The sequence below is a fragment of the Chryseobacterium paludis genome, from assembly GCF_025403485.1.
GTDB lineage: Bacteria > Bacteroidota > Bacteroidia > Flavobacteriales > Weeksellaceae > Chryseobacterium > Chryseobacterium paludis.
Map to the genome: position 1 here is coordinate 2,128,646 of NZ_CP099966.1, position 25,262 is coordinate 2,153,907.

The window sequence follows — 25,262 nt, forward strand, 5'->3', positions numbered from 1 at the left end:
CTTTATTTCTATAAATAAAATAAGATGTAAAGAGACAGTTTTCAATGATGAAAGCGGTCTCTTTTTTTATCTTTTAATGAAAAAGAAAACTTATAATAAAACCCCAGCTAACCGTCTAAATCATTATGCTAGTGAAAGATGTACCTTTCAATTTAATGAGTATATTTTATAATTACAAAAATAAGCAGCACTCCTTATATATTTAATTTTGTAATAAAAAATTCTGTTTAAGTTTAAAGATAATCTCCCTTAACAAACTTTAACCTCATGAAATTTTTACAATTCATTAATATTTAAGATATTTGCGCATTATTTTAAAAATAAAGAATGAAAAAATCTTTGTACTATCATTCATTTCTGTTGGGTATTTCCTTAATGCGCAGAGTTTAAGCAATTCACCATATGCAACTTACGGAATCGGAGATGTAAAATATGATAATACGATTGAAACAGCTTCTATGGGTGGCATTTCAACGGCTTTTATAAGTGATTTCACTAGTAATTTCAACTTTGCCAATCCAGCAAATAATACGAATTTCGAACTTACGAGTATTAAGCTTGAAGCAACCAACGAAAACAACTATTTCAAAACGAATTATAACAATACGAAGTCTACCAAACATTCTACGTATTTATCTAATATTTCATTAGCATTTCCTATCTCTTCGAGGGTTAAAATGGGATTATCCTATCAGCCTTACAGTTCAAAGAGCTATGATATTCAAAATATAGAGAAACGACCTGATGGTGGCATTTATCAGAATAATTTTAAAGGAACCGGAACTTTAAATACTGCTCAGGTTGCCGTATCATATAAAGTAAACAATGAGTTTGCCTTAGGTTTAAGAGCTAACTATTATTTTGGAAACCTTTATGATACCAATGAATTTTCAAATCCATATCAGGTATCTAACCCAAATGCTCCTTATTCTGAGTTGATCAATGCTTATGAAACCAAAAACAGCATTAAAAATTTCAACTTTACATTAGGGGGGAGCTATCAACACCTAAATACCCGTACTGATAAAAAACTGACAATTGGTGCAACTACTACTTTTGGTAACACTAGTAATATGACCACTGATTATAAAAACAGTACTTACTTCTATTCAGCTGTGGACACTAAGGCTTATGAAACAATCATTGAGCAGAAAAGCACAAGTTCTAAAAATCTCTTACCGATACAAGCATCATTTGGGGTAGGATATGGAAGTGAAAACCAATGGTTCGTATCTGGTCAGTTAGACTATAAAAAAGGTGAAAGTATTTCCTATTTTGGGAAAACAGTAGATTTCGATGATACATACAGAATATCTGCCGGAGGATGGTATTTACCTAACTATAATAACTTCAGAAACTATTTCTCCAGAGTGGTATACCGATATGGAGCTTTCTATGAAAGAGGAGGTTTAAAAATAGGCAGTAATAACATCAACAAGTTTGGAATTTCTGCAGGGGTAATGCTTCCATTCAAAACAAGTAGTATCACAAGAATGAGTGGACTTGAATTAGGTGTAGAAGTTGGTAAACGTGGAACTTTAGATAACAACCTGATCAATCAGAATTTCATCAACCTAAGAGTAGGGTTCAATTTTGCTGACAAGTGGTTCAGAAAGAGTTTATACAACTAGAATGAAACTGTTTAAAAACTTATCATATAAAAAAAATATAGCATGCCTTTTTAGTTGTGCTATATTTTTTATATTGATATCCTGTGAAGAAGACCTTACAAAACGAAATGGCAGTCAAAGTAAGAATTTTCCATCACAGATCATTAATAATGCCAATATCATACAGAGAGATTCAGGATTTGTTACTTTAAAAGCACTAGCTCCCATTATTGAAAAATATGAGCTTATAGACAGTCCTTATGTTGTTGCCAGAAAAGGGATCAACATTGAATTTTTTGATAAGAAAAAGCCAAAAGTCCCTGGAAAGATCACCGCCAAATATGCAAGAATTTTCGAATATAAAAAATTCTATGAAGCGAAAGGTGATGTAAGAATTACGACCAATGAGGGGCAGAGATTTGCCATGCAAAGCATTTATTGGGATCAAAGAAAAAACCGCATTTACACCAAAGATACAGTATTTGTAACGATGGCAGATGGCTCTACACTTGTGGGAGCCAATGGAATGACCGCTAAAGACGATTTCTCTGAATATACTTTCTTCAACAATTCCGGAGATTTCAGTTCCAAACAACTATCCGAATCTAAAAAATAAATCTTTAATGATTCTACGAGCGTTAGGTCTAATGTCAGGTACCAGTTTAGACGGATTAGACATTTGTTTTGTACAATTCGAAAAACAGGATCAATGGAGCTTTCAGATCTTGAAAGCTGAAACCATTCCTTATCCTAAAAACTGGGCGGATAAACTTAGAAATTCCATTTATCTCTCAGCTGAAGAATTACTGGAACTAAATGCCGAATATGGTTTTTATCTGGGAAAATCAGTTCGTCGCTTCATTGATGCTTATCAATTAAAAAATATTGATATCATCTCCTCTCATGGTCATACTGTTTTTCATCAGCCTCAAAAAAAAATTACGCTGCAAATTGGAGATGGAAGGGCTATAAAACTTGAGACAGGCCTCCCTGTCATCTATGATTTCAGAACCCAGGATGTCTTAATGGGTGGAAATGGTGCGCCACTCGTCCCTATTGGAGATGAACTACTCTTTTCTCACTATGATGCCTGTCTTAATTTGGGTGGGTTTTCAAATATCTCATTTAAATACAATAATAGACGAATAGCATTTGATGTTGTACCCGTAAATATTGTACTCAATAAATTAGTTCAGGAATTTGGTAAAGACTATGATGAAAATGGTGATCTTGCAAGAACAGGAACAATTAACGAAAAGTTACTTGACCGACTTGGTTCGCTTCATTTTTACAGACAGGGTCACCCAAAATCTTTGGGAATTGAATGGTGTAATGACCATATTTTCAACAGTTTTGAAAATATAAAGGCGATTGATCTTTTAGCAACCTTTACAGAACATATTGCCCAACAGATCTCAAATGTAATTAATGATAATGCCCTGAAGAACATTCTTTTTACTGGCGGTGGAACTTACAACACTTTTCTTATTGAAAAAATAAGAACGAAAACCAGCGCTGAGATTATTATCCCCGAAAAACAGATCATTGATTACAAAGAAGCATTAATCTTTGCCTTAATGGGTGCTTTAAAGCTCACTAATGATATTAATATACTTTCCTCAGCTACTGGAAGCTATAGAGACCACAGTTCTGGGATTATCGCATAAAAAAACCTTCATTTCTGAAGGTTTAGTTATTATTTATAAGCTTCTATTTTATCCGTTAATGCATTAATGAAATTCTGTAAAGGCTTCTCTACCATCATTTTTATAAATGGATTGAATTTACCTTCAAAAAGCATTTGTACTTCTGTCTGGTTTTCATTGAGAGGATTTAAAGTGGCTGTTAATGAAAAATCCAGACTTGAACTTGCCGATTTTAAAACAGCTTTTTCATCTGTAACTTCATCTATCTTTAAAGCTATTTCCGGCATTCCCTGCAATCCGAATTTAAATCCATCTTCTCTGCTTTCAAACTTTTGAAGTCCGTCCGGCATAAATTCTTTATAGTTGTCAGGTGTTTTTAGCAGTTCCGCCAACTCTTTAGATGATTTATTGACAATAATTTTTCGTCCTTCTAAATTCATTTTTTATTTTTGTATTTAAATTCCTACAAATGTATAAAGTTTTTGTGAACGAAAAAAAATTATTGCTGTCTAAACAGTCTGAAAACCTGGAAAAAAATGTTAGGTATGAAAACTTCACAACTTTTGAAATCGCATTGGATCTTCTGGAAAATACATCTGTAAAAGAATTAAATGTATTTGGAGATGATATCGATACAATTTGGGAAGAATTTAAAAACCTTTTCAGGATTATAGAAGCGGCTGGCGGATTGGTAAATAATAGCAAGGGAGAGATTCTTTTTATCAAAAGACTCGGAAAATGGGATCTTCCCAAAGGTAAAATGGAAAAAGGAGAATCCAGAGAGGAATCTGCTGTAAGGGAAATTGAAGAGGAAACGGGACTAAAGGATGTTGAATTACTGGAATTCATTAATACAACCTACCATATCTATGTAGAAAGAAATGGTGATAAGATCCTGAAGTGTACCCATTGGTTTGAAATGAGCTTTGATGGAGAAGATACCTCAAAGCCGCAGATCGAAGAAGGCATCACTGAAGTAGCCTGGAAAAACGCTTCTCAGATAGAAAATGAAGTTTTTCCAAACACCTTCAAAAACATTCAGCTGATTGTTAAAGAATTTCGGAATAGCAAGACTAAATAAAGTCTGCTGCCTTTTCCAGAGAAATGCCTCTTGATGCTTTTAATAGAATATTTTTTGATTGAATTCCATTTAGTTTTAAATATTCTATTAGCTCTTGGGTATTATTAAAAGATAATGTTACACTATTTACTTTCTTAAAGTTTCCACCTACTGTAATAATTTCATCAAAGCCTAGTTCCAATGCTTGTTTTAAAATATTCTGATGTTCGGCTTCACTCTCCACTCCTAATTCAAGCATATCTCCAATAATAATGGTTTTACTTCCTTCAAAAGTTACAAAGTTATGTAAGGAAGCTGTCATTGAACTCGGATTGGCATTATAAGTATCCAAAACCAATGTTCGCCCCTCCTTCTTTACAATCTGAGAACGCATATTAGTAGGCGTATAATTTTCAATAGCATGTTTTATTATTTCGATATCAATTCCAAAATGAAGTCCAAAACTTACTGCTGCACAAAGGTTCGTAAAATTATAATTTCCAGTAAGTTTAGAGAGAGCTTTTGTATTTTGATAAGACAGCCCAACACAATGATCTTCAGAATAAGCTTCAAAATAATAATCTGAAGTTGGTTTTCCAAAAGTTATTTTCGGTTCATAGCTTTCACTTTTACTCACCTGAATGTCATCATTCTCATTAATGATGATCGTCTTATTAGATTCTTTTAAGTAATCATATAATTCAGACTTTCCTATAATAACACCTTCGAAACCTCCGAAACCTTCTAAATGAGCCTTTCCGAAATTTGTGATATAACCATAATCAGGTTTTGATATAGAACACAGAAGTTCAATTTCCTTTTTGTGATTAGCACCCATTTCTATAACAGCCATCTCATGATCTGGCTTAATTGATAAAATCGTCAAGGGAACTCCGATATGATTATTCAGGTTACCATAGGTATACTGAACATTATACTTTTCAGACAGAACAGCATGGATCAACTCTTTTGTAGTCGTCTTACCGTTACTTCCGGTAAGCCCTATAATAGGTATATTTAACTGATCTCTATGATGTATAGCTAAAGCCTGTAAAAATTCTAATGTTGAAGGAACATAGAAAATATTTTTACCAATATCTTCGAAATCCTTAAGCTCAACAATAGCAGCCAGCGCTCCCATCGAAATAGCTTTTTCCGCTAACGTCGCTGCGTTGAAGTTCTCTCCCGAAAAAGCAAAGAAAATATCATTATTTTCTACTTTCCTACTATCAATCGTAACTTTATTGGCCTTCAAAAATAAAGGATAAAACTGTTCTGTATTCATAGTTCAAAAATAAAAAAACCTTCCAGTATTTAGGAAGGTTTTTTATATTATTTTTTTGATAAATATTATCTTCTAGTTCTACTCTTGTCAGCTGCTCTAGCATCTTGAGCAACACGGAATCCAATCCATCCAAAAGCTCTATTTTGATCTTTATATCTTCTTTGTCCCGGATCCAGCCAATAAGCTGTATCTTGCCAAGAACCTCCTTTAATTACTCTGATATCATTAGACATTGCAGATGTTCTGTCTTTAGTATCCTTCTGCATAATTACTTTTCCAGATCCGTCTACAATAAATCTCTGTTTTGGAGAATTATACATATCATAAGCTGTTGCAGAGTCTCCCGCTTTATAATAATCTAAAGAAGATTGTCTGTCACCATCTCTGTAGTTTCTGTAATCAGCGATAGTTTGTTTTTCAAACTGTCCTGGTAAACTTTTATATACTAATCTACCATCAGCTAAAGTATCATATTTTATTGAACCTTCATCTACCATTTTGTAAGTCCCGTCTCCGTTCTTTACAACAGCCTGAGGCATATTTCCTCTGTAGTAGTTGAAGTCACTGAAATCTTCGTCAATAACTGGTCTGTAAACATCGGCAACCCATTCAGATACGTTTCCATACATCCCATATACCCCAAGGTCATTAGATGGATATTGTCTAACATCTGAAGTTCTTGCTGAACCATCATTTTTCCAGCCTGCAATACCTGAATAATCACCTCTACCCATTTTGAAGTTCTCAAGGAACATCCCTCTGTCTCTTCCTTTAGTACCTCTCAATCTTTCGATTTCCGGTTTTTTACCTAGGTATTGGTTATATTCTCTATTTTTAGCCATACCAAGTGCTGCATATTCCCATTCAACTTCTGTAGGAAGTCTGAATTTCTGAACCATTGCAGAGTTTGGAGCTCTATTAGCAGAAAGCAATCTTTGGTTTGTTGTTTTTAAACCTGATTTTTGCTGCATTCTCTGTTCATTGATATACCCTTGCATTTCAGGATCATTCGCTTTGAATTTATCCATGTTAAATGCAGTTCCACCTTGATTATTGGATTCATTGATATACAAATCTTTAGCAATGATTCCTGCAGACATTAATGCTTTTTCATTAGCTCTGTCAGTTAACCACTCACAATATCTATTTGCTTGAGTCCAAGAAACACCTACTACCGGATAGTAATCAAATTCAGGAGAACGGAAATACGTCTCGTTGTAATCATTTCTAGATAGTTTGTTATCCCATAATAAGGTATCTGGTAAAGCACCATTATAGATTTCCTTAAAACTTGGATCACTAGGTGGGAATACATACTTCAACCATGTCAGGTATTCGCGGTATTCATAGTTAGTAATCTCTGTTTCACCGATAAAGAACGAACTTACCTGCATTCTGCGAGGTGAGTTATTCCAATCGTGCATTACATCATCTTTCACTAATCCCATTGTAAAAGTTCCACCTTCTACATATACCATCCCCGGCCAACCTTTCTGTTTTTGTTGCTTTCCTGCAAAAAACCAACCTTGTTTTTCGTTTGGCTTCCAACCCGTCTTACTGATAAATTTTTTAGTACCTCCACCTTTGTTGGTACCTGATCCACCACAACTGGTTAATGCAAGTGTAGAACTTAATGCTATTAATGAAAACAACTTTAGTTTTTTCATAGTCGATATAAATATTTTCAAAGTACAAAGAAAAAATAAATTATTCAATAAATCAAGTAAACATTTGATTTTTTTGAAAAACGTTAACAAATTAATTTTATTGTATCGCAATTTAATTATAAAATTTTCATTTATTTTGTAATTTAGAAATTTCAAAAACAAACATGAAACAATTAACTACGTTTTTACTCTTATTGACTTTTGTATCAACGCTTTATGCTCAAAAAATCAACATCGAATGGGATGGATCAAAAATTCAAGATTTTGGCGATACAAAAATCAATCTCCCTAATTTTAAAAATACAGGTTTTTCGTATGGCCAAAATAACATTTTTATAACAACCAAACAAAAAATAGGAGAAAAGCAGTTAAAGATTTCTAATTTAGTTTGGGAAACCGTTTCAAATAGAGATTTGTTTGAATTGGGTAAAAACGGAATCCCAGATTATGACATTACAAATGTTTCTTACTACTATTTTGAAGGGGAACAATATGCCGGTGTGAATGTCGGTTTATTTAAAAATGTAAAAGGGAGAATCCAGAGGCTTTCATCATTTGAAATTTCAGAAGGCAGTGCTTCGAACCAAATTATGAGTGCTGCTAAGGTTGGTACAAATAACAACCCTTTGTCGAGTGGTACTTTTTATAAAATTAAAGTTGACAAATCAGGTATTTTTAAAATCACGACACAGTTTTTAAGGGATAATGGCATTAATCCTTCATCTATAAATCCAAGAAATTTCAGAATCTATGGCAATGGAGGAATTATGCTTCCAGAATTTAATCAGGATGTAAAATATAGCGCTTTACAGGAAAATGCAATACAGGTAGTAGGAGAAAGTGATGGCACTTGGAATGATGAAGATTATGCATTGTTCTATGCTCAAGGTCCAAACGGATATAACCTTTACAATAAATCAAACGGTAATGGTATAAAAAGAGCTGATGAACGAAATGACAGAAGTGAGAATACAAAAAATATTTATGATGATTTTTCTTATTATTTTATCAACTTTGATAAAGGAGAAGGAAAAAGAGTTCAGCCTATAGATGCTAATCTTCCGGCAGCTTTAATTACGCGATTTGATAATTATCAGGTTATTAATAATGACCAAAAAAATATCATGAAAGTAGGAAGAGTATGGACTGAAGAAGCACCTTTCACTACTGACAAGACCGTTACGTTCAACCTCGCCTCACCTATTCAGGGTGCAGATAATATAAAATACCGAACAAAGATAATAGGGTATAAAACTCAGGGTAACAGTATTTCTTTTGATATCAACAATCAAAATGCGCAAACCTACTCAACCATTCCAACAGATCTGGATTATATACCATTTGTTTATACTGGGGACATCACTAATTTAAGTGGCAATCAGATCTCCTTTAATTACAAACCCAGCATTACGACCAATCCTAATGGATTATTTTACTTTGATTATGTAGAAGTACAATATAAAGAAGACCTAAAATATAATGGTTCCCAAATGAACTTTAGAGATTTCTCTCTTACCACAGGAACTAATACCAATTACGGCTTTAGCGTAAACAATGTTTCAGGATTGGAGCAAATTTGGGATGTTACGGATATTACCAATGCAAACAGAAGGGTAAACAAAGCAGCGGGTAGCGCGAATTTTAACTTTGGATATGTTACTGCTGATGTAAATTTCAACAACGAGTTTGTAGCCTTCAAAGCAGATGCTGCATACTCACCTCAATTTGTAGAGAGGATTGGAAATCAAAATCTCTCCGGATTACAAAATGTAGATTATTTGATAATTACGGTTCCGGAAATGATGTCACAGGCTCAAAGGTTAGCCAGCTATCATCAAACCAAGAATAATTTTAATGTTCAAATCGTAGATGCTAATAAAATCTATAATGAATTTGGTAGCGGAAGCAGAGATCTTACGGCCATCCGTGATTTTGTAACTAAATTAAATACTCCATCAGGAGCTTTAAAATATGTTTTTATTTTAGGAGATACTTCATATGATTATAAAAACAGGGTTCCTAATAATTCTAATGTCGTGTCAAGTTATCAAAGTGAGCAGTCTTCAGAATTCATTACCTCTTATGTAACTGATGATTATATTGTCATGACAAAACCTCAGACTTCGGCATCTATTCCAAGTAACCTTCCGGATCTTCCAGTAGGAAGAATTCCAGCGGCTAACATTACGGAAGCAACAGTTATGATAGATAAAACCCTTGCTTATTACAATTCATTACCAGGCCAATCCAGTCCATTTGGAGAATGGCGTATGAAACTTGATTTTGTTGTTGATGATGATACTGATAATGGGAGTCCGTTTCATAATGTAATGAACAGTACCTTAGAAACTATTTTTGAACAGGCTGGATCAAATAATCTTAAAGAATATAATGTAAGAAAACTGTATTTAGATGCCTTTCAGGCTCAAAGTACAGCGGGGGGGCGTAGATATCCACAAGTAAACCAGGCAATCTCCAACGATATTGGAAATACCATGTATCTCTTTTATTTCGGACATGGAGGGATCAGTGGCTGGGCCCAGGAAAGAGTTTTAACTCTGGATGAAATCAACAATGCCAATAACTTTTCGAATGTATACAGTAGATTTCCATTTGTATCCACAATAACGTGTGAATTTACATTATGGGATGAACCGGAAACATTTTCTGCCGGAGAACGTTTCCTTAAAATGAAACAAGGAGGCCCTGCAGCTATGATTACATCAAGCCGTGCTATCGGTGTAGATTATGGCCGTGATTTTACAAACCTATATACTCAGGATATTTTCAAATTAGTAAATGATGATTTTGAAACATTAGGACTGGCACATTTAAATGCTAAAAAACAAAAAGGTCCACAAACTGATCATTTAAAAGTAAATCTTCTTGGTGATCCCGCTATGAAATTAAGCAGGCCCAAAAGATTATTAGTTATTGATAATATTGACACCCCTGTACCAGGGCTGATCAGAGGATTAGATTTTGTAAAAGTGAAAGGACATATCAATAATGCAAATGGAACAGTTAACACTACATTCAACGGAAGAGTTGTAATTAACATTTTTGATAAAAGATTAAATAAAAAAACTTTAAATAACAGTGGAGCCTTAGATCCGATATTAAACTATACAGAAGAAGGAAGTGCTATTGTAAAAGCATCGGGAATGGCTGTAAACGGAGTTTTCAATGTCGAGTTTTATGTTCCAAAAGATATCAATTATGCAGTAGGTGAAGGAAGGATATTAGGATATGCCGATAATAAATCTACTGATGTCTTCAACAACCAGTCTGTGCAGGTTGGAGATGTTAATCCAAACGGAATTAATGATAGTGAACCGCCAAAAGTAAAATTGTATATGAACAACACCAATTTTGCAGACGGAGGAATTACAGATCAAAATCCGATGTTGCTAGCTTGTGTAACTGATGATACAGGAATAAATTCTACAGGTGCTGGTATCGGTCATGATATTACTGTATATTTGGACGGACAAATTATTAACACTATCGTATTAAATGATTTTTACGCTTCGGGAGAAGGAAACGGATGTCTGAGCCCGAGTCTTGCAGATTACCAAAAAGGAAATGTAACCTACCCTTTCAGGAATTTAGCAGTAGGTCAACATCAATTATCATTTAAAGTTTGGGATATAAACAATAATTCTACGTCTGCAACGTTAAACTTTGAAGTTAAGGATGAGGCCGATCAGCATCTGGTAATTAACAGACCGCTTAACTGGCCAAATCCATTTACCAACAAAACCTATGTTCAATTTGAACATAATTGCGATGATATATTAAATGTAAATGTTCAAATCTATACAATAACAGGAAAATTAGTAAGAACATTATCTCAAGCAGTAGTTGCAGAACCCTTCTTACAGGGCTTTAGAACGCCAAGACAAGCAATTGAATGGGACGGAAGAGATGATTTTGGTTCAACTGTTGGGAAGGGAACGTATATTTTTAAGATATTTGCAAAAAGTCAAAATCAAGAAAAATGCAAAGGAAGTGCTACAGCTGTAGAAAAAATGGTACTTTTGAAGTAAAATAAAAGAAGTATAAATAACAATATTAATAAAAAACTGATAATATATAAAAGACAACATATGAATTTAACTACTAAACTGCTTTTAGGAATTGGTTTTACTGCTGGTTTTTTAGGCTATTCGCAAGATCTGAGTAAGGTAGGACCTGTATTAACCGGAGCTCCATTTCTAAGAATTGCGCCAGATGCGAGATCTGGAGGTATGGGTGATCAAGGTGTCGTTACCTCTCCGGATGCATTTTCTCAATTCTGGAATGCAGCGAAATACCCTTTTAGCAGAACTAGTTCTTCCGTAGGCCTTAACTACACCCCATACATGGGAAAACTGACTAATGATGTATTCTTATTATATGGAGCATTCCATAAATTTTTAGGTCAGGATGAAAGATCTACGATCTCGGCAAGTATTTATTACTTCAATATGGGTCAGGTGGATTTAACTCAATTAGTAGGTACTGAGGTAGCTTCTATGGGAACATCAAAACCTAATGAATTCTCTATTGATGTTGCCTACGCACTAAAACTTTCAGATTCTTATTCCATGGCTGTAACTGGTAGATTTATTCGTTCAGATTTAGCCGGAGGTTTCAATACAGATACTACTCTTAAGCCTGCAAACTCTTTTGCAGTAGACGTTTCAGGATACTATACTTCTCCAAGATTTTCAAGTTTCGGAGGTTATGATGGTAAATTGAATGCAGGTTTCACAATTCAGAACCTAGGTCCTAAACTGGACTATACAGGAAATGAAGAATCCAGATCTTATCTTCCTACTATGGCAAGATTAGGGGTTGGATATGATATGTATTTAGATGATGCCAATAAAATAGGATTAAGCGTAGAAGGTTCTAAGATCTTGGTTCCAGGTTCTGAATTTGTAGGAATGGATCCAAATACAAGACAGCCGATGTATGCTGTACCAAACGTAGGTCCAATTGCAGGTATCGGAAAATCTTTCAAAAATAAAAACAGCATTATGTATAGTGGTGCTTTAGAATATTCATATGATAATGCTTTTGCAGTAAGAACCGGATATTTCCGTGAAAGCGAAGAACAGGGAGCCAGACAATTTGCAACTGCAGGTGTTGGTTTGAAATACCGTTCTTTTGGACTTGACATCTCTTACTTAATCAATATGTCTAAAATTAATACAGCTTTAGATAATACACTTCGTTTCGGTTTAACCTGGAATATCGGAGATGAAACTTCTAATGTTGATTATTAAAAAAATATAATACATAAGTTTACAAAAGTCTCATATTTATGAGGCTTTTTTGTTTTCCAATAATTATTTTTGTAAAATGAACTATTCAGCGGAGCTAAAAAAATTTGTAACCAGTCAATATGTATATTCTGCCATCAGAATTACATTAGCCACTGTATTGCCTTGTTTAGTTCTTGCCCACTTCGGAATTTTAAAGGAATATTTCCTTTTTCCTCTTGGAACCAGCTTCGTAGCCCTTACTGATCAACCCGGACCTTTTATAAGAAGAAGAAATGCATTAACATTTGCTATTTTCTGTTTTGTACTCGTATCCCTTATTGCAAGTTTAGTGATGCATATAAAAGTTCTCGTTATCCTGGAGATCATTGTATTTGCAATGTTTTTCTCATTAATAGGAGTTTATGGACAGAGGCTGGCTGCCGTTGGTTCATTATCTTTGGTGGTGTTAGCTATCTTTATTGATGGACATCTCACGGGAAGTAATATTTTTAAAAGCCTTCTTATTTTTGCTTCGGGATGTATCTGGTTCTTACTGATATTCCTTATTGTTACTACCATACAACCCTATAAACTTGCCAGCCAGATGATTGGTGAAAACTATCTTCAACTGGCTGAGTTCTTAAAAATTAAGGCTAATTATTATCAGAAGAATCCCGATTTTGATAAACTTACAACACAGGTCATTGCTAAACAGATCGGAATTAAAAATCTTCAGGAAGAAACCAGAGAAACCGTTTTTAAAACCAGGACTATCGTTAATGAATCTACGACCACTAGTCGATTGCTAATGCTGATGTTCCTGAACTCAATGGACCTTCATGAAAAATTAATGACTTCTGAAAGTGACTATCAAAAGCTTCAGCAAAGTTTTGAAGACAGCATGATCCTGGTTAATATCCATGATTATCTCAATCTCCTTTCTGAAGAAATCACCAATATCGGAATCTCTCTTCAGCTTGGTACAAGAGCAAAGCCCATCTTTGATCTCGATATCGAATTAAAAAAACTGAATACCTTATATTTTGAGCTTAGAAATAAGCAAATCACACCAGGGAATCTTGAAAACTTTATGATCTTGCGTCAAATTCTAATGCGTATCAGTGAGATTACAAAAGAAATAAATGAGATCTATAAAGTCTTTTCGCAAGATGTAAAATTAGCAAAGAGTCTTTCAACCGGACTAGATTTAAAGAAATTTATGCCTAATGAAGAGAAACTTAATTTCAAGGTATTAAGAAATAATATTTCTCTTTCGTCGTCTCAGTTCAGGCATGCTATACGGATTACAACAGCTTTATTAATTGGTTATCTTTTTTCATTATTCCAATTTTTAGGGATTGGACATACCTATTGGATATTAATCACAATTACCGCAATATTAAAGCCCGCCTACTCTATCACAAAACAGCGGAACGGACTTCGTTTGTATGGAACGATCGTTGGTGCTACCATTGCTTATGTGATATTGCACTTCGTTCATATTAACGCCATATTATTTGCTACACTTTTGGTGAGTATGATCCTTTGTTTCAGTTTATTAAAAGGGAGATATTTCTGGGCTGTCCTATTTATGACGATCTACGTTTTTATGAGTTTCAACTTTTTAAGTCCCGGGAAAGTAGATGTCATTTTTAAAGACAGAATTGTAGATACTATGATTGCAGGTATCATAGCATTTCTGGTTTCTTATGTTGTTCTTCCTGTTTGGGAACACACTCAGAACCTTGATCTGATGAAGAAATCTGCTGAAAGCAACCTTATCTATTTTCAAAGTGTCATTTCCAAATTTTTACAGGAAGATTTTGATCTTGAAGATTATAAAGTAAAACGTAAAAATGCAATCATTTCACTGGCCAATCTTTCTGATAATTTCCAAAGGATGATCTCTGAACCAAAAAACCAGCAGAAGAAACTGGAGGTTGTCCATCAGTTTGTGGCAACTTCACATCTTATTACTGCTTATACGGCTTCCCTATCTCAGTATTCTAAGAATGAGGAGAAATATCCTGAAATAGATGCCGAAAGCTGGAGCCGGAAAATAGAATCAGAAATGCATCAGACTTCTGCACTTCTTAATGGAGAAGAAATTAACGAAGTACTGAAAATGGACAGTCGTCTTGAGCCCGAAGATTCTTCTATTGACGATCTGATGTTAAAAAGAAAAAGTGAGCTTGAAGAAAATGAACCATCAAACTTGAATGATCCGAATAAAATATCTCATCTTACAGAACTGAAAAATATTCATGATGTTCTGGAACTTATTTATGATGTTGCTAAAGAACAGAGAAAAGTTATAGAAAAATATAAAAACGAATCTAAAACTACTCCTCCACAATCGTAAAACAGTAATCATCAAAAAACTCTACTTTGGCTTTGAATTCATCTGAAAACTGATCATCATATACCCTACAGTTTATTTTGTGAAGATTTTTTAATTCAAAAGGTTTTACTTCATAATTCTTTTTCAGAGACCAGTATTTTGAATGGTGTATTTTGTACATACTTTCTTTCACACTCCAGATAATCGTATAATAAGTATCCGCTATATCTTCCGGTATGAAACCTCTTTCATTTTCATAGGTAAACTTATCAATGACCCTCATTATTTTAGGATTAAATTTCTCAATATCAATTCCAATTTTATTTTTTGAAATTGCAATCGCAGCAAAAGGAAATGAATGGGTAATAGAAATTTCTGCATCTTTAGGAGAGAGAAAAGGTTCTCTTTCGTTGTATAGAATCTTTGAACTGGGCTTCAATCCCTTTAAAAGTTTACGGACCATTAAAACCTCCAGGAGTTTCTTAGGGTGATAATCCTTTACTTTCTCAGCATTTTCAGGCTCTAAAAGTTCATTAATGCATAATTCTTCACTCTCATCATATTTCCATACAAGAATTGTAGCGGTATCATCTGAAAAATCTCGGTAAAGGGGCATTGTTTTTTATTTCGTAAAAGTAATGCAAAGATAACGATTCTAGAATCTCGAAATCATCGGAAATCAAAATATTAGAGTTCAACTTTTTACAACATAAAAAAGGCTCAATCTTCAGATTAAGCCTTTTTTTTATTTTGACTGGTGGTTAACATCATTTCGATGCTCAAGAATTTCTAAATTCTCATCAACAAAATAAGCACTTCCAAATCCATTAACATAAGAACCTTTAACAGGATGTAAAGCGATAAGAATAAAATCTTTCATTTCGGAAATAACATCAACCACTTTTCCATGATTTTCTTTTAAATTGGCAACAACAGTATTCCACGTATCAGAATCTCTTTCTATTTGAGAAGTTGTTGCTTCAAGTGTTAAACGTTCACGGGCATAAATTTGTTTTGTTGCAGATTCATCTTCAATAAACATCATTGATGTTTTTCTTCCTTCAGCAAGATTTTTAGTATGTCTCGCCATAAAAGATACAAGAATATAGAATGTATTTTCCACCTGTATAAAAGGGGCATAGCTGGAATTAGGATTTCCCTCCGCATCTACAGTCGCTAAAATTACACTTTTAGTATTTGCTATCAATTCTTTCACTTTCGGAGTCAGAGGTTTTGCTTTTTTCTGAGCTTCATCCTGCGTATTTGTATGATTCATTGTATAAATTTATTTAAGCAAAAATAGGTTATTTAGAATAAATAAAGATAATTTAAAACTATGTATAATCTCATCAATCGAACTTGATCAGTTGTTTTTATATCTTAATTATTAATTGTAATTTTGCAGTTCGTTATCAATTGAATTTAAACTTATTCATTAACATATGAGTACTACAACACAATACATTCCTTATAAAGTTAAGGATATTTCTCTAGCAGAATGGGGAAGAAAAGAAATTACTCTTGCTGAGGCAGAAATGCCTGGTTTGATGTCTATTCGTGAAGAATACGGACCATCTCAACCTTTAAAAGGAGCAAGAATTGCAGGATGTCTTCATATGACAATCCAGACCGCTGTGCTTATCGAAACTCTTGTAGCTTTAGGTGCTGAAGTTACTTGGTCTTCATGTAATATTTTCTCTACACAAGATCATGCTGCTGCTGCTATTGCTGCTGCAGGAATTCCCGTTTATGCTTGGAAAGGTTTAAACGAAGAAGAATTCGACTGGTGTATTGAGCAGACTTTATTCTTTGGTGAAGATAGAAAGCCGTTAAATATGATTCTTGATGATGGTGGAGATTTAACAAACATGGTTTTTGATAAATACCCTGAATTCACAAAAGATATCAAAGGACTTTCTGAAGAAACAACAACAGGAGTACACAGATTATACGAAAGAATGAAAGCGGGAACTTTAGTAATGCCTGCAATCAATGTAAACGATTCCGTTACTAAATCTAAATTCGACAACAAATACGGATGTAAAGAATCTGCAGTAGATGCTGTAAGAAGAGCTACAGACCTTATGTTGGCTGGAAAAAGAGTTGTAGTTTGTGGCTATGGAGACGTAGGTAAAGGTACTGCTGCATCTTTCAGAGGCGCTGGTTCTATCGTTACTGTTACAGAGATCGATCCAATCTGTGCTTTACAGGCTGCAATGGACGGTTACGAAGTTAAAAGATTAGATACTGTTGTAGATAATGCAGATATCATCATCACAACGACTGGTAACTTTAACATTGTAAGAGGAGAGCATTTCCTTAAAATGAAGGATAAAGCTGTAGTTTGTAACATCGGTCACTTCGATAATGAAATCGATATGGCTTGGTTAAACAAAAACTATGGTCATACTAAATCAGAAGTTAAGCCACAGGTTGACATCTATACTTTAGAAGGTGGTAAAGAAATTATCATCCTTGCGGAAGGTAGATTGGTAAACTTAGGATGTGCTACAGGACACCCAAGTTTTGTAATGTCAAATTCTTTCTCTAACCAGACTTTAGCTCAAATCGAACTTTGGACTAACTCTGCAGCATATGGAAATGAAGTATATATGTTACCAAAACATTTAGACGAAAAAGTAGCTGCTTTACACCTTAAAAAACTAAGTGTAGAATTAGAAACTCTTTCTCCGGAACAGGCCGAATACATCGGTGTTGACGTAAAAGGGCCGTTCAAACCGGAATATTACAGATACTAAAATGTGATCCTGAATTTTACAAAGGATTTCAAAATAATAGAAACTCTCCATTTTTGGAGAGTTTTTCTTTTTAGAAGCTATTTCCCGCTATCTGCTCATACTCCTCGCTCTAATGCTTAATCCATTCCTGCTGTGGGGTAACCGCTTCTATCGGGGCTAATAATTATTACTTTTCAACCATAAAAAGGAATGTTTAAGGGTAATTAAAAAAAGTATATATTTGGCTCCCTAAACAAAACATTATAATTAATGAAAAAACAAAGAGTATCAAATGCATTCGTTGCAGCGTCATGGATAGCATTAGGAGCAGGAATGGTAGGCTTTATCGTAGGTCTTGCAAGAGCCGAAATGTTGCTTAATGAAAAAGGATATTATTTTACGATCCTTTTATATGGTCTATTCGCAGTAGTTTCTTTGCAGAAAGCCGTTCGTGATAAATTAGAAAATATCCCTGTAACGGATATCTATTATGGAATCTGTTGGTTTGCAACTTTATCTTCTATTGTATTATTAGCTATAGGCCTCTGGAACGCAACCATCCTTCCGAGTGAAAAAGGATTTTATGCTTTTGCATTCTTACTTGCCCTTTTCGGAGCTATTACCGTTCAGAAAAATACAAGAGATAATATGCTTCAGGAATAACGAACTCATCACATTTCAAAATCCGGATATTTTACCATTCAGGCTATAAAAGGCAAAAAAGAATAAAATAAATCAATTACAACAATAAACTCTTCAAAAATTTGGAGAGTTTTCTATTTTTATTATCTTTATTTCACAAAATATTGATATGTATAAAAGATTTTTACTCCTTATCCTTTTTTATTTTCAAATTACAAATGCTCAAAATGAATTTATTACAATCTGGAAGCCTAATGCTCCCACCATTGTTCCCGATATAGACTTTATTGCTCCCCATCCTGCAGGCAACAATCAAATATGGTTTCCGGGAATTGGAGAAAACTACACCATCAGCTGGGAGGAAGTGGGTTACCCGCAACACAACGGAACCATTTCTAATGTGACCTCCACAAATCAGGTTTTCATTGATTTCGGAACAGCCTTAAATCCCAATCTTGCAGATGCTACCTATAAAGTAAAAGCAAGTAATGGAAATGGTATTTTTAAACAAATCAGATTTAGTGACCCTGAAATCTTAAACTTTCCGTCGGCATATCTTAGTATTTCCTGGCATAGTGTAGGAAGTATCGATAAAATCACAGAAATTGCTCAGTGGGGAAACATTAATTGGGTTTCAATGAATAATGCTTTTAGTAATTGCAGAAGGCTTCAGGTTACAGCAACCGATGTTCCGGATCTATCCAACGTAAACGATGTATCATTTATGTTCTATGGAAATTCAGATTTTAAGGGCCATCCTTCAATGACTACATGGGATACATCTGGTGTTCAAAAATTCACCTATATATTTGGCCACATTTCTTTTATTCCCGCTACCGCAGCAGTTGATACCTTTAACCTTCCAGTTGGCTCATGGGATATGTCTTCTGCAGAAGATATCAGTTATATGTTTTTCCACAGAAGATCATTTAATCAAAATTTAAACAGCTGGAATACCTCAAATGTCACAACAATGGCTCATACATTTGAAAATTGTTTCACTTTCAATCAACCTCTTGATAATTGGAATACTTCAAAGGTTACCGATATGGCTTATCTATTTCATTTTATTCCAGAATTTAATCAGCCAATTGGCAATTGGGATACTTCAAGTGTTACCAATTTTAGCCACATATTTCATCATTGTACCGCTTTCAACCAACCCCTTAATAACTGGAATACGAGTAAAGGAACCTCAATGGATATGTTATTTTCAGGTGCTTCCACATTTAATCAGCCCTTAGATACCTGGAAAACCAGCTTAGTAGGAACGATGCTTGCCATGTTTGATGGTGCTACAAATTTTGATCAATCTTTACAGACATGGGATCTAAGCTCTTTAACTCTGGGAATGCAGATATTAGCAAATTCAGGATTAAAATGCGAAAATTACAGCAATACGCTTATAGGTTGGGCAAATAATCCTAGCACCCCGAACAATATTAATTTAGCCTCTACAGCACCTTTAATCTATTCACCAGATGTAATTCCTTACAGAAACATGCTCATTAATAAAGGCTGGGTTTTCAACGGTGATACTCCCGGATCGGAATGCAGAGTATTGGGTGTTTCAGCAAATAATCTCAACAACCCCTCTATCTATCCGAATCCGGCAACAGACTTTATTTATATCAAAAACATGAAAGGTTTTGATACTTACAAAATCTTTGATAAAAGTGGAAGAATTGTGCTTCAAAATCTGCTACGTGAGGAGAAAATAAATATCGCTTCTTTAATTAAAGGAAATTACATACTACACATCATTTCAAAAGATAAAATACAGTCTTTTAAATTTATTAAGAAATAATAATCCAATCCATCAATATGTATAAAAAGATTTTAGTTTTAAGCTTATTCTTCTTTCTAGGTCACATCATAAAGGCACAGGACGAATTTACCACCATATGGCAACCTAACATGCCAAATACAACACCACTTATTAATATCGATGCTCCTTATCCTGCAGGTCAAAATCAGATTTGGTTTCCAGGGATCGGTGAAAATTATACCATAAGCTGGGAAGAAGTAGGATATCCACAGCACAATGGTGTCATGAACAATGTAACCTCTGTAAAACAGGTACTCATTGACTTTGGAAATTCATTAAATTCTGATATCGCCAGTGCCACTTATCGCGTAAAAGTAAGTGATGGAAATGGTACTTTTAAGCAAATCAGATTTGGTGAATGTCAAATTATAAATGTGACAGATTCTTACGTTCTTATATGGAATATGTTTGGCAGCTCAGATAAAATTACAGAAATAGAAAAATGGGGAAATATTTCATGGACTTCTATGAATAGTGCATTTGTACATTGCAGATTACTGCAGCTTACCGCTCCCGATAGTCCAAACCTTAATAATGTAACGGATGTCTCATTCATGTTCTATAATGCCCATAATTTCTTAGGAGCAAGTTCTATGCAAAATTGGGATACTTCAGGTATTGAAAATTTTAAATTCATGTTTGCAAGAATGAATGACTACCCCCAGGCAATAGACCTCTTTAATTCTCCTTATTTAAATTCCTGGAATATGTCTTCAGCTAAAAACCTGAACAATATGTTTTCGGGAAGAAATGCATTTAATCAATCTCTAAATAATTGGGATACCTCTAAAGTGGAAGATATGGGCTGGATGTTTGCAGCATGTGTGAACTTCAATCAGCGATTAGATAGCTGGAACACTTCAAAGGTAAAAGATATGTCCTTTATGTTTCATTACATTCCGGTTTTTAATCAGGATATAGGCGGATGGAATACCTCAGCGGTAACTACTATGACCCATATGTTTCACGGATGCCTTGTCTTCAATCAGCCTCTTAACTGGAATACTTCACTGGTTACCAAAACTGATTTTATGTTTAATGGCTCTACTCTGTTTAATCAATCTTTGGGAAACTGGAATCTCAGCTCCCTATCTGAAGCTTCAGGAATGCTCACTAATACGGGACTCAGTTGTGACAATTACAGTAAGACTCTTTCCGGTTGGGCAGACAATCCTACTACTCCAAATAATATACCTCTCTCTTCAGTAGCTCCACTACAGTATGCCTCCAATGCCGTTGGTAAAAGAAATATTCTGATCGGTAAGGGTTGGAGCATGTCGGGAGATACAGCAGGCAACTGTTTATTATCAGTCTCTGATGTTCACACAGATGTTCAGAATTCATCCATATATCCTAATCCTGCGGAAGACAATCTGCATATCAGACATGTACACGACACCAAAAGCTATAAAATAATAGATACAAGTGGCAGACTGATACAACAGAATGTTCTTAATACAGATATGATCAACGTGAGTTCCTTAACAAAAGGAAATTATATACTACAGATTACTACGAAAAATAAAACGGAATCGTTTAAGTTTATTAAAAAATAACATAAAGCCTCACTAATTAAGTGAGGCCTTTTTATTTAAATAATTTTTACTTATCGTATTGATTAGGATGCTGAGCTTTAATATCATCTACTGTTCCTAAAACTTTATCTTTTAAAGAATCTTGATATTGTTGTAGCCTTTGGGCAACCTGTTCATCGCCACTACCTAAAATTTTAGCAGCTAGAATCCCTGCATTTAAAGCACCGTTTAGTGCTACAGTAGCGACAGGAATTCCACCTGGCATTTGAAGAATTGACAATACGGAATCCCATCCGTCAATTGAATTGCTGGAAAGAATAGGAACTCCGATTACAGGAAGCGTAGTGCAGCTCGCAACCATTCCGGGAAGATGAGCAGCTCCTCCAGCTCCGGCTATTATTACTTTTAGTCCTCTTTCTTTTGCTGTTTTAGCATAATCGAACATTCTTTCCGGTGTTCTGTGAGCCGAAACCACTGTAAGCTCATAAGGAATATTGAGGCTTTTCAGAAAATTTGCCGCTTGTTCCATGATCGGCAAGTCGCTTTGACTTCCCATAATAATTCCTACCATCTTCAATTTTATTAGATTTTCAAAGATAAAAATTAAAATCTGTTTTTTAAAATTACTGCTACCATGAAATCCAAACTGCTTCCTAATTGTTATTCTGGCGAAATAAAGAGGGTGACATCCCATTTGATTTTTTAAAGAATCTATTAAGATGACTCTTATCTGTAAAACCAAATTCATCTGCTATCTCATTAATCCTCATATCACTGTATTTCAACCGATTTTCAATGAGTTTCATTCTATACTGAGCAATATATTCAGTGAATGCTTTTCCAGTCTGATTTTTAAAGTAACGTCCAACATAAGTAACGGATATTCCAAAAACTTTACTGATATTATCAGCAGATAGCTTTTCAGGATGATAAATATTTTCATGGACATATTGAATAATATGAGCAGCTTTGTCATCTGTTTTTTCACCAACCTTAAGATTTGTTTTCTGCAAAAGATTACGGGAAACAATAACCAAAACGGAATGTACCAATAAATGGGTTACTTCACGTTCATAAATTCTCATCCCATCTTTTTCGAGCAACAGACTTTGCATAATATGTTTTATCATAAGGTTATCTCCTTTATGGTCAATAATACAACCCTGAAAACCATTTGCATTAAAAAAACGCTGTTCAATTTGCTGTAAAAAAGAAGAAGCCAACTGATTCGTACTAAAAAAAATACGATTAAACCTGATAAAAAACAATTGTGTTTTTGCTTTAAATCTAAAATAGTGGACATCATCCGGCATTAACAAGAAAAGATCTCCTTCCTTATAAGAAAACTTATTTCCATTAATGTTCTGAGTTCCGGTTCCTGACACAATATAAACCAGTTCAAAGAAACTAACCCCGTGCTCTCCTCTGGGGCAAGCATCTATTGGTTCTTTTAAATCAAGTTCAAAAGGTTCATTCAGATAATCTTTCTTCACAGCAACAATATACTCTTTAATGATGTAAAAATACAACATTTTAACCATATGAATTTTTCAACTTTGTATTATAATTAAATGATAATAACGAACAAAAAATCAACATTAAAAAATGAAAGCACAAGTATTAGAACAATTTGGAAAACCTTTGGTATTAAAAGAAATAAACAAACCGGAACCAAAAGACCATGAAGTTTTAGTTAAAATAAAAGCGAGTGGGCTTAACCCCTTAGATGTTAAAATAAAAAATGGACAGGCTGCTCATGCTGAAGCTGCCCTACCTATGATATTAAGCTTGGATATGGCCGGTGTTGTAGAGGAAGTAGGAAAAGATGTTCACAATTTTAAAGTAGGTGATGAGGTATTTGGTTTGGTAGGAGGGGTCTCGGATCTTCAGGGAACTTTAGCTGAATATATTGCAGCAGATGCTGACTTGCTGGCATTAAAACCAAAAAATATTTCATTCTACGAAGCTGCGGCAACACCTTTGGTATTTATCACAGCCTGGGAAGCATTGGTAGATCAGATGAATATTCAACAGAACCAAACTGTTTTAATTCATGGCGGTAGTGGTGGTGTAGGCCATGTAGCCATACAAATTGCAAAAGCAAAAGGAGCAAAAGTATATACCACTGTTGCACCCTATCAGGTTGAATCAATAAAAAAATATGGTGCTGAATCCATTGATTACCAAAGTTTATCCGTAGAAGATTATGTAGAAACATATACCAATGGAGTTGGATTTGATGCTATTCTTGATACCGTTGGGGGCAATGTTCTTGAAAGTTCTTTTAAAGCTGTAAAAAGATATTCAGGGCACGTTGCAAGTATTTTAGGTTGGGGCAGTCAGAACCTCGCGCCACTTTCTTTCCGTAATGGAACCTATTCAGGAGTATTCTCTTTATACCCATTGTTATCCGGTAAAAGCAGAAAACACTTCGGAAAAATATTAAATGAAGCTGTTGAGCTTTTTGAACAAGAAAAACTAAAAATAATACTTCATCCGATCGCTTATACATTAGAAAACGCAAATGAAGCATATACCGATTTAGAAAATAAAAAAACCACAGGAAAATTGGTTATTGAAATTCATTAAATAGGGATTTCAATAAAAAAGATTAGCACGAAATTCAATTCAAAATAAATATCTTTGTGTTCCATTTCACATCTATATTTTGAAAGATTATAAACTCTTTTTTGCTATCGTTACAGTTGCTATTGTTTGGGGAACAACATTTTTGGCAATCCGGGTCGCCGTACAAACAATACCTGCCTGGTTCGTAGCAGGAATACGTCAGTTTTTAGCATCCCTTATCATGCTTTCGATCCTTCTTTACAGAAAAGAATTTAAATGGATAGGATGGAAAAATCTAAAATATCAGATTATTTTCTCTACATTAATGCTTGTGATTGCTAACGGGATGACCACTGTAGCTGAAGAAACGGTATCTAGCAGTCTTGCTTCATTAATAAGTGCCTCCTCTCCTATTCTTGTTTTTTTAGGCAGTGTCGCTATTGGCTTACAAAAGTTTAGCTTTAAAGCTTTTCTGGGTGTATTAATGTGTTTCGGCGGAATTCTTTTTATCTTTTGGGATGGTCTTAAAGATCTTGCTAATCCAGATTACAGAATGGGAATCCTCTTCCTGTTCTGTGCTATTTCCGGATGGGCCTCAGGTACTATTTTTACCAAGAAACTAAATATCCAAAGTGGAAATATTTCACTGAATCTCTTTTATCAGTTTGCCTTTGCCGGAATTATTCAGATTATTTTTGCTTTTTTATTTTCACAAGATTATAATTTTGGAAATTGGAGTATCAAAAGTATTTCAGCCATGCTTTATTTATCTGTTTTCGGTTCAGTAGCCGCATTTTTTGCTTTTCATTTTGCCCTTACCAGGGTTTCACCTGTTCAGGTTTCTATTCTGGCATATTTTAATACGATCATCGCAATATTTTTAGGCTGGCTCATTCTTAATGAGAGTATTTCTTTTAAATTCATCATTGCTGCTGTTTTAATTATTTTCGGTGTCTTTATCATCAATTATAAACCCGAAATGTTTAAAAGACAAAAAATTCAGGATTCCTAAAGAATATTCCCCCAAGTCGAGACGCCTTTATTTTAGTTGACAAGAAAAGTATATCTTGAATTAGATTTTTATTTACAG

General features: G+C 34.4%; 20 protein-coding genes. 13 read left to right on the plus strand and 7 right to left on the minus strand.

Translation table 11 applies throughout. The features are described 5' to 3' along the window. Positions 1 to 302: 302 nt before the first annotated feature. The 3 genes from NG806_RS09425 to NG806_RS09435 are packed head-to-tail and all read left to right on the plus strand — an operon-like array spanning position 303 to position 3,277. Complete coding sequence (locus NG806_RS09425) at positions 303 to 1,631, plus strand: hypothetical protein (protein WP_390882585.1); 1,329 nt, start codon at positions 303 to 305, stop codon at positions 1,629 to 1,631. Between the two features lies 1 nt (position 1,632). Next, on the plus strand, positions 1,633 to 2,226 hold the full coding sequence (gene lptC, locus NG806_RS09430; protein WP_214826865.1) for an LPS export ABC transporter periplasmic protein LptC: 594 nt from the start codon (positions 1,633 to 1,635) through the stop codon (positions 2,224 to 2,226). 7 nt (positions 2,227 to 2,233) lie between these two features. Further along, positions 2,234 to 3,277: an anhydro-N-acetylmuramic acid kinase gene (locus NG806_RS09435; protein ID WP_261512842.1), complete on the plus strand. Its 1,044-nt coding sequence runs from the start codon at positions 2,234 to 2,236 to the stop codon at positions 3,275 to 3,277. A gap of 29 nt (positions 3,278 to 3,306) precedes the next feature. Here the strand turns inward: NG806_RS09435 and NG806_RS09440 are convergent, their stop codons facing one another. Then, positions 3,307 to 3,696 carry an SRPBCC family protein gene (locus NG806_RS09440; RefSeq protein ID WP_214826871.1) on the minus strand — a complete coding sequence of 130 codons (390 nt, stop codon included), beginning with the start codon at positions 3,694 to 3,696 and terminating at the stop codon, positions 3,307 to 3,309. A 29-nt stretch (positions 3,697 to 3,725) separates the two neighbouring features. Between NG806_RS09440 and NG806_RS09445 the strand changes: the two genes are divergently transcribed. Further along, entirely contained in the window at positions 3,726 to 4,337 is a 612-nt protein-coding gene (locus NG806_RS09445) for an NUDIX hydrolase (protein ID WP_214826874.1), read from the plus strand. Here NG806_RS09445 and NG806_RS09450 read toward each other — a convergent pair. Beyond that, complete coding sequence (locus NG806_RS09450; protein WP_261512843.1) at positions 4,330 to 5,601, minus strand: UDP-N-acetylmuramoyl-tripeptide--D-alanyl-D-alanine ligase; 1,272 nt, start codon at positions 5,599 to 5,601, stop codon at positions 4,330 to 4,332. The two genes, NG806_RS09445 and NG806_RS09450, sit on opposite strands and share 8 nt — an antisense overlap. A gap of 65 nt (positions 5,602 to 5,666) precedes the next feature. Continuing rightward, positions 5,667 to 7,268, minus strand: a complete 1,602-nt coding sequence (gene gldJ, locus NG806_RS09455; protein ID WP_214826880.1) for a gliding motility lipoprotein GldJ — start codon at positions 7,266 to 7,268, stop codon at positions 5,667 to 5,669. Between the two features lie 164 nt (positions 7,269 to 7,432). Between gldJ and porU the strand changes: the two genes are divergently transcribed. The 3 genes from porU (at position 7,433) to NG806_RS09470 (ending at position 14,882) form a co-directional block, all read left to right on the plus strand. Then, a complete protein-coding gene (gene porU, locus NG806_RS09460; protein ID WP_214826883.1) occupies positions 7,433 to 11,317 on the plus strand; it encodes a type IX secretion system sortase PorU in 3,885 nt (1,294 codons plus the stop codon). Between the two features lie 60 nt (positions 11,318 to 11,377). After that, positions 11,378 to 12,541 (plus strand): type IX secretion system outer membrane channel protein PorV, encoded by a 1,164-nt coding sequence (porV, locus tag NG806_RS09465; protein WP_214826886.1) that lies wholly within the window; start codon positions 11,378 to 11,380, stop codon positions 12,539 to 12,541. A 76-nt stretch (positions 12,542 to 12,617) separates the two neighbouring features. After that, positions 12,618 to 14,882 (plus strand): FUSC family protein, encoded by a 2,265-nt coding sequence (locus NG806_RS09470; protein WP_214826889.1) that lies wholly within the window; start codon positions 12,618 to 12,620, stop codon positions 14,880 to 14,882. Here the strand turns inward: NG806_RS09470 and NG806_RS09475 are convergent. Both NG806_RS09475 and NG806_RS09480 read right to left on the minus strand, forming a co-directional pair. Continuing rightward, positions 14,863 to 15,477, minus strand: coding sequence for a 4'-phosphopantetheinyl transferase family protein (locus NG806_RS09475; protein WP_261512844.1), 615 nt, complete (start codon positions 15,475 to 15,477; stop codon positions 14,863 to 14,865). The two genes, NG806_RS09470 and NG806_RS09475, sit on opposite strands and share 20 nt — an antisense overlap. A 129-nt stretch (positions 15,478 to 15,606) precedes the next feature. After that, the gene (locus NG806_RS09480) at positions 15,607 to 16,137 is read right to left on the minus strand and encodes a pyridoxamine 5'-phosphate oxidase family protein (protein ID WP_214826894.1); all 531 of its coding nucleotides are present in this window, start codon (positions 16,135 to 16,137) and stop codon (positions 15,607 to 15,609) included. A 166-nt stretch (positions 16,138 to 16,303) separates the two neighbouring features. Between NG806_RS09480 and ahcY the strand changes: the two genes are divergently transcribed. The 4 genes from ahcY to NG806_RS09500 all read left to right on the plus strand — a co-directional run bounded on the left by ahcY (position 16,304) and on the right by NG806_RS09500 (position 21,625). Further along, positions 16,304 to 17,620, plus strand: coding sequence for an adenosylhomocysteinase (gene ahcY / locus NG806_RS09485; RefSeq protein ID WP_214826897.1), 1,317 nt, complete (start codon positions 16,304 to 16,306; stop codon positions 17,618 to 17,620). Positions 17,621 to 17,869: 249 nt separating this feature from the next. Further along, positions 17,870 to 18,262: an inner membrane protein YiaA gene (yiaA, locus tag NG806_RS09490; protein WP_261512845.1), complete on the plus strand. Its 393-nt coding sequence runs from the start codon at positions 17,870 to 17,872 to the stop codon at positions 18,260 to 18,262. A gap of 148 nt (positions 18,263 to 18,410) precedes the next feature. Further along, positions 18,411 to 20,048 carry a BspA family leucine-rich repeat surface protein gene (locus NG806_RS09495; RefSeq protein ID WP_261512846.1) on the plus strand — a complete coding sequence of 546 codons (1,638 nt, stop codon included), beginning with the start codon at positions 18,411 to 18,413 and terminating at the stop codon, positions 20,046 to 20,048. 17 nt (positions 20,049 to 20,065) lie between these two features. Further along, on the plus strand, positions 20,066 to 21,625 hold the full coding sequence (locus NG806_RS09500; protein ID WP_261512848.1) for a BspA family leucine-rich repeat surface protein: 1,560 nt from the start codon (positions 20,066 to 20,068) through the stop codon (positions 21,623 to 21,625). 46 nt (positions 21,626 to 21,671) lie between these two features. Here NG806_RS09500 and purE read toward each other — a convergent pair whose 3' ends face one another. Together purE and NG806_RS09510 are read right to left on the minus strand one after the other, a co-directional pair. Beyond that, positions 21,672 to 22,175 carry a 5-(carboxyamino)imidazole ribonucleotide mutase gene (gene purE / locus NG806_RS09505; RefSeq protein ID WP_214826905.1) on the minus strand — a complete coding sequence of 168 codons (504 nt, stop codon included), beginning with the start codon at positions 22,173 to 22,175 and terminating at the stop codon, positions 21,672 to 21,674. An 82-nt stretch (positions 22,176 to 22,257) separates the two neighbouring features. Further along, positions 22,258 to 23,136, minus strand: coding sequence for an AraC family transcriptional regulator (locus NG806_RS09510; RefSeq protein WP_261512849.1), 879 nt, complete (start codon positions 23,134 to 23,136; stop codon positions 22,258 to 22,260). A gap of 73 nt (positions 23,137 to 23,209) precedes the next feature. Between NG806_RS09510 and NG806_RS09515 the strand changes: the two genes are divergently transcribed. Further along, the gene (locus NG806_RS09515; protein ID WP_261512850.1) at positions 23,210 to 24,193 is read left to right on the plus strand and encodes a zinc-dependent alcohol dehydrogenase family protein; all 984 of its coding nucleotides are present in this window, start codon (positions 23,210 to 23,212) and stop codon (positions 24,191 to 24,193) included. 79 nt (positions 24,194 to 24,272) lie between these two features. Continuing rightward, positions 24,273 to 25,184 (plus strand): DMT family transporter, encoded by a 912-nt coding sequence (locus NG806_RS09520; RefSeq protein WP_214826912.1) that lies wholly within the window; start codon positions 24,273 to 24,275, stop codon positions 25,182 to 25,184. Positions 25,185 to 25,262 lie beyond the last annotated feature (78 nt).

Bases quoted from the DNA above. Each gene is read 5' to 3' on its own strand.
- NG806_RS09475 (WP_261512844.1), bottom strand. From the start codon at position 15,477: ATGCCCCTTTACCGAGATTTTTCAGATGATACCGCTACAATTCTTGTA.
- porU (WP_214826883.1), top strand. From the start codon at position 7,433: ATGAAACAATTAACTACGTTTTTACTCTTATTGACTTTTGTATCAACG.
- NG806_RS09480 (WP_214826894.1), bottom strand. From the start codon at position 16,137: ATGAATCATACAAATACGCAGGATGAAGCTCAGAAAAAAGCAAAACCT.
- NG806_RS09515 (WP_261512850.1), top strand. From the start codon at position 23,210: ATGAAAGCACAAGTATTAGAACAATTTGGAAAACCTTTGGTATTAAAA.
- purE (WP_214826905.1), bottom strand. From the start codon at position 22,175: ATGGTAGGAATTATTATGGGAAGTCAAAGCGACTTGCCGATCATGGAA.
- NG806_RS09435 (WP_261512842.1), top strand. From the start codon at position 2,234: ATGATTCTACGAGCGTTAGGTCTAATGTCAGGTACCAGTTTAGACGGA.
- yiaA (WP_261512845.1), top strand. From the start codon at position 17,870: ATGAAAAAACAAAGAGTATCAAATGCATTCGTTGCAGCGTCATGGATA.
- NG806_RS09450 (WP_261512843.1), bottom strand. From the start codon at position 5,601: ATGAATACAGAACAGTTTTATCCTTTATTTTTGAAGGCCAATAAAGTT.
- NG806_RS09440 (WP_214826871.1), bottom strand. From the start codon at position 3,696: ATGAATTTAGAAGGACGAAAAATTATTGTCAATAAATCATCTAAAGAG.
- gldJ (WP_214826880.1), bottom strand. From the start codon at position 7,268: ATGAAAAAACTAAAGTTGTTTTCATTAATAGCATTAAGTTCTACACTT.
- NG806_RS09500 (WP_261512848.1), top strand. From the start codon at position 20,066: ATGTATAAAAAGATTTTAGTTTTAAGCTTATTCTTCTTTCTAGGTCAC.
- NG806_RS09470 (WP_214826889.1), top strand. From the start codon at position 12,618: ATGAACTATTCAGCGGAGCTAAAAAAATTTGTAACCAGTCAATATGTA.
- ahcY (WP_214826897.1), top strand. From the start codon at position 16,304: ATGAGTACTACAACACAATACATTCCTTATAAAGTTAAGGATATTTCT.
- NG806_RS09445 (WP_214826874.1), top strand. From the start codon at position 3,726: ATGTATAAAGTTTTTGTGAACGAAAAAAAATTATTGCTGTCTAAACAG.
- NG806_RS09495 (WP_261512846.1), top strand. From the start codon at position 18,411: ATGTATAAAAGATTTTTACTCCTTATCCTTTTTTATTTTCAAATTACA.
- porV (WP_214826886.1), top strand. From the start codon at position 11,378: ATGAATTTAACTACTAAACTGCTTTTAGGAATTGGTTTTACTGCTGGT.
- NG806_RS09510 (WP_261512849.1), bottom strand. From the start codon at position 23,136: ATGTTGTATTTTTACATCATTAAAGAGTATATTGTTGCTGTGAAGAAA.
- lptC (WP_214826865.1), top strand. From the start codon at position 1,633: ATGAAACTGTTTAAAAACTTATCATATAAAAAAAATATAGCATGCCTT.